Consider the following 14,795-nt stretch of genomic DNA (forward strand, 5'->3'; position numbering starts at 1 on the left):
AAAGAAAAACTTTTCTTCCTAAAAAAGTACAAATGTCTAATTATACGAAAGTATATTTTGTTTAAACATCTTTGAAGATACAGAATATTTCGTCTCAAAACAAAAAAAGACCTGCAAGTAATGAAACTAGCAGGTCTTTTGAATTATAAATTAAGCTTTTGTAGCAGGGGCAACTTTTTTCTTGCCTGTACCTAAATCGATAACGATTGGTGCAGCTACGAAGATTGAAGAATAAGCACCAAACACAACACCAATGAACATAGCAAAAGAGAAGCCTCTTAGAATATCTCCACCGAATAATAATAATACCGTTACTACCAAGAATACTGTAGTGGCTGTCATTACGGTACGGCTCATTGTATGGTTGATAGACTGGTTGATTGTCTTAATCATCAATTCTTTATCACTAAGGTCTGCATCAACGCCGATTTCTTCACGAATACGGTCAAATACTACCACGGTATCGTTAATAGAGTAACCAATTACCGTCAGAATAGCAGCAATAAAGATTTGGTCAACCTCTAATTCAAAACCGAATAGGCGAGTAATACCAACCATTCCTAATACTACTAATGCATCGTGTAAAAGAGCGATGATACCACCCAATGAATACTGCCATTTACGGAAACGCAATAGAATATAAATAAAGATACCTACTAAAGCATAGAAAATAGAAACGAAGGACTGTCTTAAAATATCATCAGCAATGGTTGCACCTACCTTAGATTCTGAAACAATCGTAGGTTTGGCATCTGCAAATTTCTTCAATCCATTCTCTAAAGCCTTACGTACTTTTTGGTTAGCCTGAATAGATTCATCTTCTACCAAGTAAGCAGTAGTAATTTTCAATTTAGTATCACCGTTGAAAGTTTTTACTTCTACGCCTTTACCTTCAAAGCTATCAGCCAAACCATCTTTAATGGTTCCAGCTTCTACAGGCTTAGATAATTCAACTACATAAGAACGACCACCTTTGAAATCAACGCCTAAGTTAAAACCACCTTGGATAATTAATACAATAGCACCTACTGCAATTAAACCCCATGAGAACCAATAAGAATATTTACGTTTTCCGATAAAGTCAAAGTTCATTCCTTTGAAAAGGTCTTTTGAAATGAATGTTTCAAAAGTAACGTCTTTCTCTTTACCAGCTTTGATAGCACGTTTTGCCATCCATTCTACTAATACATGAGAAACGAAAACAGCAGTAAATACTGAAGTAATTAAACCTATACACAAAGTAACACCGAATCCTTTAACAGAACCTGAACCAAAGTAAATTAAAATAACCCCAATAATAATGGTTGTTACGTTACCATCAATAATGGCAGAAAGTGCTTTTTCATAGCCTAGTTTAATAGCCTCTAACAAACCTTTTCCTTGGTGTAATTCTTCACGGATACGTTCATTAATCAATACGTTGGCATCTACGGCCATCCCTAATGTTAATACAACACCCGCAATACCTGGCAATGTTAATGCTGCTTGAATTTGTACCAATACACCAGCAATAAAGAATACGTTGAATAAAAGGGCAGCATTAGCCATCCATCCTGGGCTTCCATAATAGCCAATCATGAAGACAACTACTAATAATAAACCTAATGCCATCGAGAAATATCCTTGATTGATAGCTTCAGCACCTAATGAAGGCCCAATAAAAGCATCTTCAACAATACGTGTAGGCGCTGATAATTTACCTGATTTAATAACGTTGGCTAAATCTTTTGCTTGTTCGACAGTGAATGAACCAGAGATAGAAGAACGACCACCAGCAATTTCACCATTGATGTTTGGTGCAGAATAAACATAGTTGTCTAATACAATAGCAATACGTTTTCCAACATTCGCAGCTGTTAAGTTTTTCCATATTCTAGCACCAGTACCATTCATACTCATGGTTACTTCTGGACGACCATTTTGGTCAAAATCCTGTGAGGCATCCGTGATTACTTCTCCATCTAAAGGTGCTTTTTGTCCTTCAGCTTTTTTCAAGAATTCAAAAGGAATAATTTCGTCACCATTTGTAGCAGGAATTCCTATCGCATTCCAAGCGAATTGAAGGTCAGAAGGGAACATGATTTTTACTTCTGGGCGTCTGAATAATTCGTTTACACGAGCAGTATCTTTACGGAAAACACCCCAAGATCTTCCTTGTCCATCCAAAGGCAAGAACAGTTTAGTAAGTGCTGAACCTGCAGTAGTATCTTTCGTAGCAGAATCTTTCTTGGCTACTTTCGCTGCACCAGATAGCTGGCTAGCTAAGCCGCTTGCTTTAGTTGTATCTGTTGCTGTAGTTTTAGTAGCAGTAGCCGCTTTTTTAGCTTTTTCTTCTGCAGTCAAATATTCTCCTAAAGCATTTAACCCAGGACCCCATTCTGAAATCTCAGCTACTTCGATAAATTCTAATTTTGAAGCAGCAGATAATAATTTTCTAGCACGTTCTGGATTATCAACACCTGGTAATTCAACTTGGATACGGTTGGTACCTGGCAAACGTTGAATGTTCGGGTTGGCAACCCCTAATTTATCAATACGCGTTTGAATCGTTTTGTAAACACGATCAACAGCACCATCAATTTCGTCGTTAATTACTTTCTTTACTTGTGAATCAGAAGAATTAGAATTTAATTTTTCACGGTTAATTGAATTAGCAAAAATAGTTGCCAATCTTTGATTCGGAGCAATTTTTGCAAATGCTTCATAAAACAAATCATTGAATGTTTTTGTCGAAGTTGCTTGTGCAGCGGTTGCTAGGTCAAGTGCTTTGATAAAGTTAGGGTCATTGCTTTTGCCTGATAATGCACGAAGAATTTCTACAGGAGAAACCTCTAACACGGCATGAAGACCACCTTCTAAGTCCAAACCTTTATGCAATGCATAAGTGGTTACTTCTTGTAATGTAAAGCCTAAATAAATAGGTTGTTTCCACAAAGAATCAATATAGTGGGTTTTCTTAGCAGGATCTAATTCACCAGATTTTGAAGTAGCATAAGCAAGAGCATCTTCACGAACTGAGCTTGCTTTCCATGTGAATGAAAGAAAAAATAGACATAAGGCTGAAATAATTCCAGTCAGCCAAACTATGGCACTTTTATAACGCATTTTTGTAGGGAAAAAGTAATTGTGAGTAAATAAACGAATGATTAGGGTTGTAACTGCTTAGCCAGACATGGCAAAACGTCTTTACTTTGATAGGGAATCTATCAAAAATATGTACGAGAAAAATTATGGAGCGTTGGTAACGATAAAATGTTCGAAGAGAACTTCAAGATGAGGTAGGCGAAATGCTAAATCTTGAACCGCTTGAATAGGGCGTTGTACTGATAAAAAAGCAAATTCGCAGGGATTAAAAATAAATTCTTGTGCAAAATCAATATTGACAGGCACAGAAACCTGCATCACAGAAAGCTCTGAAATAGAACATTGCTTAGGCGTAGTATTATCCTGAGTTTGTTCTGTTTTGACTTTAGATACCGCTATTTGGCTTCTTTGTGAAGCATTGATTGTTTTACCAAAAACGGTAAATACAATAACCAGCGACATAAAAAAGACGCTTACCAAACGAGCTATGTGAGAATTTTTTTGCATTTTGAATTACAAAACTATCACTTTTTGTTTGGTATTTCCAAATTCTGACTTAAAATAATTGTTCTGCCTGTTTGAAAATATTTCTTACTTTTGAGCCATCATTCATAAATTGCTCAGAAATGTTTAATTATTTAGAACCAATATATATCAAGAAATTCATTCAAACAGCCCTAGCCGAGGATATTGGTGATGGTGACCATACGTCATTATCAACCATTCCAAGTACTGCTACTGGACGAGCAAGATTGCTTGTGAAGGAAGACGGAATCTTAGCAGGAGTGGATTTGGCAACAATGATTTTTGAAGAGGTAGATACTGCACTGGAAGTACAAATATTGCTTAAAGACGGCGTAGCAATTAAAAAAGGAGAAGTTGTTTTAACGGTTGCAGGTTCTTCGCAATCTATTCTTAAAGCAGAACGACTAGTACTAAATTGTATGCAGCGAATGTCGGGTATTGCTACTTATACAGCCTCTATGGTGAAGTTGTTGGAAGGAACAACTACAAAATTATTAGATACCCGTAAGACAACACCCAATTTTCGACTTTGCGAAAAGTGGGCTTGTAAGATAGGCGGAGCAGAAAATCATCGTTATGCCTTGTTCGACATGATTTTGATTAAAGATAACCATGTTGATTATGCTGGAGGGATTAAAAATGCTATTACCCAAGCTAATGAATATTTGAAAGAGACGGGGCGTGATTTAAGAATAGAAATTGAAGTAAGAAACTTAACAGAGCTTCAAGAGGTTTTAGCTATAGGCAATATCCATAGAATTATGCTAGATAATTTTTCTTTTGAAGATTTGCGTGAAGCAGTACGATTGATTGATGGAAAATATCCTACGGAGGCATCTGGAGGCATCAATGAAAAAACCGTCAGACAATATGCTGAATGTGGGGTAGATTATATTTCTTGTGGTGCTTTAACACACCATGTAAATAGTTTAGATTTGAGTTTAAAAGCATACTAGCGTCATTAGTGATTGGTGAATAGGAGAGAAATTCGTCCCCAATTAATAAAAGATGTCTTTTCTTACGGTATAAAATTTTAACAATGAATTTATTAGATGAATCACAAAGAGTAGGCTATGTGAGTCGCTCGGTGCCCTTTAAAGGAGAAGATTTAAAGGAACAAATTTTAAAACTGAAAAAAGAAAAAAATGCGGTAATCTTAGCACACTATTATGTAGATGCTGAGATTCAGGAAATCGCAGATTTTTTAGGGGATAGTTTGGGGTTAGCACAGGCGGCAGAGCAAACAGATGCAGATATGATTGTATTCTGTGGAGTACACTTCATGGGCGAAACAGCTAAAATTTTAAACCCTAATAAAAAGGTGGTTTTGCCAGATTTAAATGCGGGTTGTTCTCTGGCAGATGCTGCTCCTAAAGAAGAATTTGCCGCCTTTAAAGCAAAGTATCCTGATGCGGTAGTAGTAAGTTACATTAATTGCACGGCCGATATCAAAGCCATGACCGATATTATCTGTACTTCATCCAATGCGGTAAAAGTAGTAGAATCGATTCCTGCTGATAAGCAAATTATTTTTGCACCTGATGCTAATTTAGGCAGATATGTAGCCAAGAAAACAGGGCGTGAATTGATTTTGTGGGAAGGTGCTTGTATCGTTCATATTGATATTTCTTTAGAGAAATTAAAGAAAGCCAAAGAAGAAAACCCTAATGCGTTGTTGATTGCTCACCCAGAATGTAAAGAGGTGATTTTATCTCAAGCTGATTTTGTGGGTTCGACTACAGCATTGTTGAGCTTTGTACAAACATCAGACTGTCAGGAGTTTATTGTGGCGACGGAAGCAGGTATTTTACATAAAATGAAAATGGCTGTGCCTCATAAAAAGCTTATTCCTGCGCCAGCTAATGAGAAAAACTCTTGTGCTTGTTCAGAATGCCCATACATGAAAATGAATACAATGGAAAAATTATACAACGCTATGTTCTATGAATTACCAGAAATTCAGGTACCAGAAGAGGTTAGAGTTCCAGCATTGAAAGCCTTAAAAGCAATGTTAGAAATTAGTAAATAATTCAAAAAATTGGGGTTAACAATGTAAATTGTTAACCCCAATTTTTTGAATTATCATTTAAAAGTTTTAGAAAATTCGGTAGTTTACTTTCATCGATAATAGAAAATCTAAGCCTGTGAATTTAGAATTTAATGGGCTATGAAAATCAAAAAAAAAGTTTTTATCATAACCATCGAAAGTGAATACATGATCATAAGGGCCTAAAGTGTATTTGCCTGTTGTGTTGGTATGTTGTGATATCCCAAGACCTAGGTATCCTTCTAACCAGAACCTATCACTGATCTGTTCTTGTATACCTAATTTTACAAATGTTCCCCAAACTTTGTAGACAGTATCATCAGAGAGTCTTTCATAATAATTATACTGATCGGCACCTACAGAACCATTGCCTCGTCCTATGGTAGTGATACTTGGGTAAACATTCGTTCGGTTGAAAAGCTCAATTCCCCAAAAAGGGTTTAGATGGTTACTTTTCATTGCAAAAGGTCTTTGATACTTTCGGTATTCTAATCTATATCGCTGACATGTTTCACCTTCTATATATGTTCCATTTGTTCCAGATGAAGAAAGGTTCGAATTGCCGTAGGCATAATCAAAAGCAACTGTGCTTCTAGCATTGATATTTGTTTCAAGCCCAAGCTGAATGGCACCAAAAATTCCAGCATATGTCAACGGAACTATTTTTATAAATAAATGCCTACGACTACTGGTGTCACTTTGTGCAAAAGAATTTACTTGGCTTAAAAGTAATACTATTATAAAGTAACGTTTCATTCGACAGGTATTTTACTGAGTAGTTTTAGCGTTTTTGAGTCGCTGTAGTCGTATTGATAAATACCATTTTGCCCCGTAACAATGAGTTTCTGTTGGTTTGGAATAACATCATAAGAAACAACATCACTTAAAAATTCTTTCTCAATAGGGTTGATGGGGTCTGATAAATCAAAGTATTTTAGTCCAAAAGTACCTTCACAAATAAATAGATTTTTACCGTCTACGGCTAGTCCATGTGGGTTTTTCATTGGTATAGATTTTACCAGCACTGGGCTTGCAGGCTTACTAATATCTACAATATCTAAACTATTTATGGCTCTTTGGCATGTAGTGCCACTTCGTAGAGTTACATAAGCATAATTATCTTGAACAACCACAGGGTCGCAAGCTAAAACATGTGAATACGTAGAAAGTAAACTAGGGTTTGAGGGGTCTTGATTATTGAAAATCTTCATCCCAGTAGTGCTACCAATAAAAAGCATACTTTTGTAGGGGTAGATTGTTTCCAAGCCAAAACCCAAGTCTATAACCTTGAGTTTATGAGGCGTAATATTTTTGATATCGAAAACAGACATTTTACTAGTACCTATCGTGTATAAATAGCCATCGCCCAAAGCAAAACGTGCCATAGAACCACCTGTTCCATTGCCAAATGGAGATACAGTATCACCAGCTTGCTGGCAACTTTGCAACATTATAATCCCCAGAATCCAATATAAAAATTGTGCCTTTTTCATCGATAACAGTTTAGAGCATAATGATTCATCGATACTTTTTGCCAACCTATTACTGTTCCCTTGGTATTATCAACACATTCAAACCTTGTGTTACTTACTGAAGGGTAGTTTTGGCTTTCAAAAACATCTTTTTGTCGATCAATAACCTTTGGTTCGGTGGGTTTTGAAATATTGATACTTACTAAATCTCGAGCGTTGTCTGCATATAAAATATTGCCACTAATGGCAATATCTACATTGCCAGGTATTTTCAAAAAGGCTATTTTCTGAGGATTTTTTGGGTCTTTATTATCGAAGATATGTACACCTTTACCTACCTCATTCACAAATAGGTATTGGTCTTTGATATAAATTTTTCCTGCAGATATTAATGGTTGTGGAGTAGTGATGGATATATCTTCTATCTCATCCTTACTGAGATAAATAGGTAGATAACCATCGTTGCTTGTTGGTAATTCAGGAGGACTGTCTTTTAAGATACAACTGCTAAGTAATAACATAATAGAAGAATAGAATAGAAACTTTTTCATAGATGATGTTTTTTATAATTAGGTAAAGAATTAAGGGTAAATCTAGTAAATTTTAATTAGTAAGGCTTCATGTAGATAGTTATTTTATTGAAGCTGTTTAAACTTTCCATTTCTGAGGTGAAAGTATTGTATTTTTGAATTGATTTTTTCAAAATTTACGAAGCATAGCATCACTACGTTGAGTAAATTTTGGAACAAGCTATTCTAAAAGACTTAGTTTAATCCGAAAGGGAAAGCTTAAACAGCTTCATTGTCAAATACAAAGCAATCGGTTTTATGTTTCGACGGCTTTGTATTCTATATGAATTATTTGATATTTAGTGGCGTTAATGTCATCGCTATTACAGCTTACTTATCAATAATTATCTTTCTTTTTCAAATAAATTTGAAACTGTTCTTCTGTTAAAATCGCTTTCAGTTCTTTATCTCTCTCTTCTTTTATGCTTAAGGCTTTTGTCCTAATTTTTGTACGAACTTCTTCTGATATAGGAGGTACAAGCTTTTTTACCTCTTCTGAAAAATCCATTCTTTTAAAAGCATAATTAATATTAGCATTCTCTATTTTGGGTAGTTGCTCTTCTGTTAATTTAAGTTTTTTGGTCATCCAACGGGTTTCTTCAGTAGCAATTTTTTCTGGGTCCATACTTTCTGGTTTCCTTTGCATACCTTCTCCTGCTTGTGGAAGTCTGCCACCACCTAAGCCACCCCTTCCATATCCTTGTCCATACCCTTGCCCGTATTGAGCTTTGCTTTCATTGATATGTAAAAAAATAGAAACAGATAACGCAATTAAAAATGATAAATAATTATTTGATTTCATTGGAATCTCGACTGTTTAAGTGATTTTTTGATGTTACTTCAAAGAACAGACGGTTAAATTAATAATTTTCTGGAATTGTTTTAAGTTATTTTATTCGAAGTTTATAAAAAAGCCCTCAATCTTAACAGATTGAGGGCTTCAACTACACTGAAACTATTAAGACCCGCAGGCTTCGCATCCATCAGGATCGTCAATTGAGCATTGCATCGCCGACCAGTTTTGTTCGACTACGGTGTCTAAACCTCCTACAACGAGAGAGGCAGCTGATGATTTTGCTTGTGCTGCTTGCGCGGCATAAGCTTCATAACTCATCTCGTGCTCTTGCACAACATTTGCTTGCTCAATGGCCACTTCGGCTTGTTTTTCGACTGTAAACTTGATAGCATCGGCAGCAGCTTTTGTTCTAAGATAATACATCCCAGTTTTCAAGCCTTTTTCCCATGCGTAGAAGTGCATCGAAGTAAGTTTACCAAAGTTCGGGTCTTGAATATGTATATTTAATGATTGCGACTGGCAGATATAAGCACCTCTGTCGGCAGCCATTTCAATAATTACCTTTTGTTTAATTTCCCAAACTGTTTTGTACAGATCTTTCATATCCTGAGGAATCTCAGCAATGTTTTGTACTGAACCGTTAGCAGAAATCAATTTGTTTTTCATCGAATCGTTCCATAGGTTCAATTTCACCAAGTCACGAAGAAGGTGTTTGTTCACTACAGCAAATTCGCCTGAAAGTACTCTACGAGCATAAATGTTTGAAGTATAAGGTTCAAAACATTCGTTGTTACCCAAAATTTGTGAGGTCGAAGCTGTTGGCATTGGTGCTACTAATAATGAGTTTCTTACACCATGTTCTTTTACTTTCGCTCTTAATTCTTCCCAGTTCCAACGTCCTGATTCTGGCGTTACTCCCCACATATCAAATTGGAATATACCTTGTGAGATAGGTGAACCAGCCCAAGTTTCATAAGGACCTTCTTTGATTGCTAATTCCATAGATGCTTCCATGGCAGCATAATACATTGTTTCAAAGATGTCTTTATTTAATTGTTTTGCTCCTGCCGATTCAAAAGGCATTCTTAACAAAATAAAGACATCTGCTAAGCCTTGTACTCCTAAACCGATTGGGCGGTGACGCATATTTGAACGTCTTGCTTCCTCAACAGGATAATAGTTACGGTCGATGATTTTATTTAAGTTTTTCGTCGCAACCTTCGTTACTTTATACAAAGCCTCGTGGTCAAACTCTTGAAAACCTCTTGCGTTAGTTTTTAAGAACTTTGGTAAAGCCAAAGAAGCCAAATTACAAACAGCTACTTCGTCTTTAGAAGTATACTCCATAATTTCAGTACATAAGTTAGACGACTTAATAGTACCTAAATTCTTTTGGTTTGATTTGCGGTTTGCATGGTCTTTAAACAACATATAAGGCGTACCTGTTTCTGTTTGAGATTCTAAAATCTCGAACCATAAATCTTGAGCCTTAATTACTTTGCGAGCTTTACCCGCTAATTCATAACTTGTATAAAGCTTTTCAAATTCTTCACCATAAGTATCTGCCAATCCTGGGCATTCGTGCGGACATAATAATGACCAAGTGTCATTGTCTTTTACACGTTTCATGAATAAATCTGGAATCCATAATGCATAGAATAAATCTCTTGCACGCATTTCCTCTTTACCATGATTTTTCTTTAATTCTAAGAAATCAAAAATATCAGCATGCCAAGGTTCTAAGTAAACAGCAAAAGAACCTTTTCTTTTTCCACCGCCTTGGTCAACGTAGCGAGCAGTATCATTGAATACTTTCAACATCGGTACAATACCGTTGGAAGTACCGTTTGTTCCTTTGATATAAGACCCCGTAGCACGGACGTTATGGATAGACAAGCCAATACCACCAGCAGACTGAGAAATTTTAGCACATTGTTTTAATGTATCATAAATTCCTTCGATAGAATCGTCTTGCATCGTTAATAAGAAACAAGATGACATCTGTGGTTTTTGTGTACCTGCGTTGAAAAGCGTAGGAGTGGCATGTGTAAACCAACGTTCTGAGAGTAAATTGTAGGTTTCAATAGCACTTTCAACATCAGCACCGTGAATACCAATCGCTACACGCATCAACATGTGTTGCGGGCGCTCAGCAATCTTACCTTCCATTTTTAGAAGATATGACTTTTCTAAAGTTTTGAAACCAAAGTAATCATAACCAAAGTCTCTGTCATAAATAATAGCAGCATCTAATTCTCCTGCATTTTTCTTAATGACATCATATACTTCTTTAGATAATAACGCTGCGTTTTCTCCAGTTTTTGGGTCTGTATAATTATAAAGGCGTTTCATTGTTGCTGAAAACGACTTCAGAGTCTCTTTATGCAAATTAGAGACAGCAATTCTAGCTGCGAGCACTGCATAGTCTGGGTGCTTGGTTGTCATCGAAGCCGCCGTTTCTGCTGCTAAATTGTCTAATTCGCTCGTGGTTACTCCATCATAGAGCCCCGTAATAACTTTTTTAGCTACTTCGAGAGGCTGCACAAAGAATGGATCGAGACTATAGCAAAGTTTTTCGATTCGGGCTGTAATCTTGTCAAACTTTACAGACTCACGTCTGCCATCTCTTTTTATAACGTACATAATAACTCGGGTTTTTGTTGTGTTTGATTCAGAAAAATAATGAAACAGGTTTAAATATAATCATTTTAAGAAATCAAATAATCATACCATGACTATATCATTCATACCAATTTGGTGGTGTTCAGATGAACACAAACTGTTTGTTTTTCATTCCGCAATCTCCATTATTTTTTATTCAAATCATTATTTTTTCTTTGAAAGGGAAAAATGATTTAAAATGATTGAATCTAAAATTTTGAGAATTTATATAATAGCTATCGCAAAGAAATCAAAATCTGATTCGATAGGCTAAATCTTTAAATAACTGCAAAGGCTTTTTGCTGGATGGTTTCGGTATGCACTTCAAAGATAACAATTTCTTAATCTATTCGCAATGTATAAATCGCTATTAAGAATCAAAAAAAAATACAAACTATGTGTTATGTACAATAGTAGTTTTGGTCTGGTGGCATTCTACGAAGTGTTCAACTTAGAATAATCATACCAAAAAAAAATTGAAAAAAAATAGATTACTTTTTCTCAAAAACTTAAATCAAATTACCTTAAAAAAGTTTTTGAAACCACCAAAAAAAATGTAATTTTGCACCCTCAAATAGAAAAGTACCTTTGTCGATTGTTATCAGTAATTCGTTTAATTTACTTTAAACACTTTGAATACTGTATCTCCCAATTTAACAACAGACTAATTATATACAAATACAGAGACGGCGGGGAATCGTCTCAAAATCAAAATATTACCATGAAACAAGGAATTCATCCAGATTACAGACCAGTGGTTTTCCATGATTTGTCTGCTGATTACAAGTTTTTAACACAGTCATGTGTTAAAACTACTGAAACTACTGAATTTGAAGGAGAAACTTATCCAGTATTCAAAATCGAAGTTTCTTCTCAATCACACCCATTCTATACAGGTAAAAACGTATTGTTGGATACTGCGGGTCGTGTTGATAAATTCTACAAGCGTTTCGGTGGAAAGAAATAATTCTTCCGCTCAACAGGAGTCGAAATTAACAAAAAGCCTTTTAGAGAAATCTGAAAGGCTTTTTTGTTGTAAATTATCGGCAATATATCACGTATCTTTGTAGGCATAAACCTGTTGATGATAAACAGATAATATTTAAGATATAAAGTGGCTATTATTCATCCACTAATTTTGTATCATTACAACATATCATAAAATAATCTTGCCCTGCGGACGGGACCGTCCGTGCTAAGCTTTATGAATTTTATTCTTTTTGATGAAATACAGATTCGTCAGTCTTTGTTGCCCCTAACTTTTACACGCCCTGTTAGTGAAATCCGCATAGGTATACAAACCATCAGTGAGAAATGGCAGGACTTCCTAGTGAGCGATGTGTCATTTTATACACAAGATTATTTACAAGCCAAATATCCCCTCGTGTTGGCTGATGATAATGTATTTATCAATGGTGCTGTTTGCCCTACCGCATTATTGACAGAAGCTATTTTAGGGTTAGCACCCGCTACTGCTTTAGTACAAGGAGAGCTTATTCTTGCTTATAGAAGCAAAACGGTAACTGATGTATTTGACGATACAGTGGACTTTGAAGGAGACCTCAGAATCATCCGCCAAGCTATTGATATTTATACACACAATGGCGAGCAAATTATGAGTGACTTCCAAAGAATTACTAAAAACAGGACATCACAGCCCATTAATGATAGATTTACGGCTTTTTATAACGAATCGCAGATTTTTATTGAAGAAGGAGTAGAACTAAAAGCCGTAGTATTGGATGCTAGCAATGGCCCTATCTATCTAGGGAAAGGAGTAAATATCCAAGCAGGCGCCTTGATTCAAGGGCCTTTTGCTATCTGCGAAGACTCGGTGATAAATATGGGAGCCAAGATGAGGAGAAATACTACGATTGGTCCGTTCTCTAAAGTGGGCGGAGAAATCAGTAATTCCGTTATCTTTGGCAATTCAAACAAAGGACACGAAGGTTTCATGGGTAATTCCGTGATAGGCGAATGGTGTAATTGGGGGGCAGATACGAATAATTCTAACTTGAAAAATGATTATTCAAAAGTGGAATTGTGGAGTTATGTTACCAATCGATATGAAAATACAGGGTCGCAATTTGTGGGCTTAATCATGGCCGACCATTCTAAATGTGGTATCAATACGATGTTTAATACGGGTACGGTAGTAGGCGTAAATTGTAATATTTTTGGTGCTGACTTTCAACCGAAACATATTCCTTCGTTTTCGTGGAGCAATGGCAACGGAACGTTTAAAACCTATCATCTTCGCAAGGCAAACCAAGTAGCACGTGCTGTATTGGAACGTAGAGGGAAAGAGTTTGACGGAGTAGAAGAACAAATTTTAAAAGCAGTTTTTGAGCAAACTAGTGTTTAATTTGAAAATTTGAGAATTTGAAGATTTGAAAATGATTTTTCATTTAGAAATAAATAATATTCTTCAATGTAGACTTTCAAATTTTCAAATCATCAAATTTTCAAATCGAAAGTAAATGTTATTTAAAGATATTCCAGGGTTAAGGTCTATTAAAGATACGCTGATTCGATCGGTGCAGATGAACCATGTGGCTCATGCCCAATTGTTTCATGGGGCAGTCGGTGGAGCCAATCTGGCTTTAGCATGGGCTTATGCCACTTATATCAATTGCGAAGAAAGAGGAGAGGAGGATGCTTGCGGGCGTTGTGCTTCGTGTGTCAAAATGGCAAAAATGGTGCATCCAGATATTCACCATATTTTCCCAACGCCTAGTGCCAAAGAAACCATCTTAGAATTATTGCCTACTTGGCGGAAGTTTTTAATGGAAAGTCCGTATCGTAGCCTGACCGACTGGCTGGAATTTACAGGAACAACGGGCAATAAACAAGGTATTATTCCGATTAAGGAAGCACATAATATCATTGATAAAATCTCACTGAAAGCTTTTGAGGCTGAATATAAAATATTGATTATCTGGCAACCAGAGTTAATGAACATAGAATCGGCGAATTCTTTATTGAAAATTTTAGAAGAACCGCCTATCAAAACCTTGTTTATTCTCGTATGTAATGATGCGAATAAGTTATTAACAACTATACTTTCTAGAACCCAAAGGGTGATGATTCCCGCCCTTTCGGATGAAGACACAGTTGAGTATCTGGTTCAGAAAGAAGGCGTCGTTAAAGAAAGAGCCAAGCAGATTGCTTATTTATCAGAAGGTAATATTTCAAAAGCCGTTGCCCTGACAGGTCAAGATGGACAAGCACAACACGAGTGGTTTGCTAAATGGATGCGGATGGCTTATAAGCTCGATGCGGCCGCCTTGATAAAATTAGCCGACGAATTTGATGCATTACCCAAAGAAGAGCAAAAAGGAATGATGGAATACGGATTGAATATTTTCAGAGATTTGTTACTTTGGAAAAACGGTGCGGAGGTTTTGGTGAGATTAGAAGGAGAGGAGCTTACTTTCGTTCAGAATTTTTCGAAAGCAGTAAAAATAGAAGCCATCGAACAGATTGTACAGGAATTCAGTCAAGTATATTATTATTTAGAACGAAACGCAAGGGCGAAGATTTTACATTTAGATTTATCATTAACCGTCGGTAGATTGTTTAAAAGTTAATAAAAACATTCATCATAAAAGCTTACAGCTTACAGCTCAAAGCTAATAAGT

Annotated in this window: 12 protein-coding genes; 5 read left to right on the forward strand and 7 right to left on the reverse strand. The window is 36.1% G+C overall.

The window, feature by feature from the left end:
- Window positions 1–150 precede the first annotated feature (150 nt).
- Window positions 151–3,105, reverse strand: coding sequence for a protein translocase subunit SecDF (gene secDF, locus J2Y60_RS00095; protein WP_309913053.1), 2,955 nt, complete (start codon window positions 3,103–3,105; stop codon window positions 151–153).
- Window positions 3,106–3,228: 123 nt separating this feature from the next.
- The gene (locus J2Y60_RS00100; protein WP_309913051.1) at window positions 3,229–3,591 is read right to left on the reverse strand and encodes a hypothetical protein; all 363 of its coding nucleotides are present in this window, start codon (window positions 3,589–3,591) and stop codon (window positions 3,229–3,231) included.
- Window positions 3,592–3,710: 119 nt separating this feature from the next.
- Between J2Y60_RS00100 and nadC the strand changes: the two genes are divergently transcribed.
- Both nadC and nadA read left to right on the forward strand, forming a co-directional pair.
- Complete coding sequence (gene nadC / locus J2Y60_RS00105) at window positions 3,711–4,565, forward strand: carboxylating nicotinate-nucleotide diphosphorylase (RefSeq protein WP_409014202.1); 855 nt, start codon at window positions 3,711–3,713, stop codon at window positions 4,563–4,565.
- Between the two features lie 83 nt (window positions 4,566–4,648).
- Window positions 4,649–5,638: a quinolinate synthase NadA gene (gene nadA, locus J2Y60_RS00110; protein ID WP_309913049.1), complete on the forward strand. Its 990-nt coding sequence runs from the start codon at window positions 4,649–4,651 to the stop codon at window positions 5,636–5,638.
- Between the two features lie 66 nt (window positions 5,639–5,704).
- On the opposite strand, the gene J2Y60_RS00115 is transcribed toward nadA, so the two are convergent.
- The 5 genes from J2Y60_RS00115 to J2Y60_RS00135 all read right to left on the reverse strand — a co-directional run bounded on the left by J2Y60_RS00115 (window position 5,705) and on the right by J2Y60_RS00135 (window position 11,136).
- Entirely contained in the window at window positions 5,705–6,412 is a 708-nt protein-coding gene (locus J2Y60_RS00115) for a hypothetical protein (RefSeq protein ID WP_309994511.1), read from the reverse strand.
- The gene (locus tag J2Y60_RS00120) at window positions 6,409–7,149 is read right to left on the reverse strand and encodes a hypothetical protein (protein WP_309913043.1); all 741 of its coding nucleotides are present in this window, start codon (window positions 7,147–7,149) and stop codon (window positions 6,409–6,411) included. The genes J2Y60_RS00115 and J2Y60_RS00120 overlap by 4 nt, the downstream gene beginning before the upstream one ends.
- The gene (locus tag J2Y60_RS00125) at window positions 7,146–7,679 is read right to left on the reverse strand and encodes a hypothetical protein (RefSeq protein WP_309913041.1); all 534 of its coding nucleotides are present in this window, start codon (window positions 7,677–7,679) and stop codon (window positions 7,146–7,148) included. The genes J2Y60_RS00120 and J2Y60_RS00125 overlap by 4 nt, the downstream gene beginning before the upstream one ends.
- Window positions 7,680–8,034: 355 nt before the next feature.
- On the reverse strand, window positions 8,035–8,499 hold the full coding sequence (locus tag J2Y60_RS00130) for a hypothetical protein (protein ID WP_309913039.1): 465 nt from the start codon (window positions 8,497–8,499) through the stop codon (window positions 8,035–8,037).
- A 156-nt stretch (window positions 8,500–8,655) separates the two neighbouring features.
- Window positions 8,656–11,136: a ribonucleoside-diphosphate reductase subunit alpha gene (locus J2Y60_RS00135; RefSeq protein ID WP_309913036.1), complete on the reverse strand. Its 2,481-nt coding sequence runs from the start codon at window positions 11,134–11,136 to the stop codon at window positions 8,656–8,658.
- A 739-nt stretch (window positions 11,137–11,875) separates the two neighbouring features.
- On the opposite strand from J2Y60_RS00135, the gene J2Y60_RS00140 reads away from it, so the two are divergent.
- From J2Y60_RS00140 to J2Y60_RS00150, 3 genes are all read left to right on the forward strand, one after another.
- Window positions 11,876–12,121 carry a type B 50S ribosomal protein L31 gene (locus tag J2Y60_RS00140; RefSeq protein ID WP_309913032.1) on the forward strand — a complete coding sequence of 82 codons (246 nt, stop codon included), beginning with the start codon at window positions 11,876–11,878 and terminating at the stop codon, window positions 12,119–12,121.
- A gap of 237 nt (window positions 12,122–12,358) precedes the next feature.
- On the forward strand, window positions 12,359–13,519 hold the full coding sequence (locus tag J2Y60_RS00145) for a GlmU family protein (protein ID WP_309913029.1): 1,161 nt from the start codon (window positions 12,359–12,361) through the stop codon (window positions 13,517–13,519).
- 115 nt (window positions 13,520–13,634) lie between these two features.
- On the forward strand, window positions 13,635–14,744 hold the full coding sequence (locus tag J2Y60_RS00150; protein WP_309913026.1) for a DNA polymerase III subunit delta: 1,110 nt from the start codon (window positions 13,635–13,637) through the stop codon (window positions 14,742–14,744).
- Window positions 14,745–14,795: the final 51 nt, after the last annotated feature.

The sequence above is a fragment of the Arcicella sp. BE140 genome (assembly GCF_031456255.1).
In the GTDB taxonomy this organism is placed as follows: domain Bacteria; phylum Bacteroidota; class Bacteroidia; order Cytophagales; family Spirosomataceae; genus Arcicella; species Arcicella aquatica.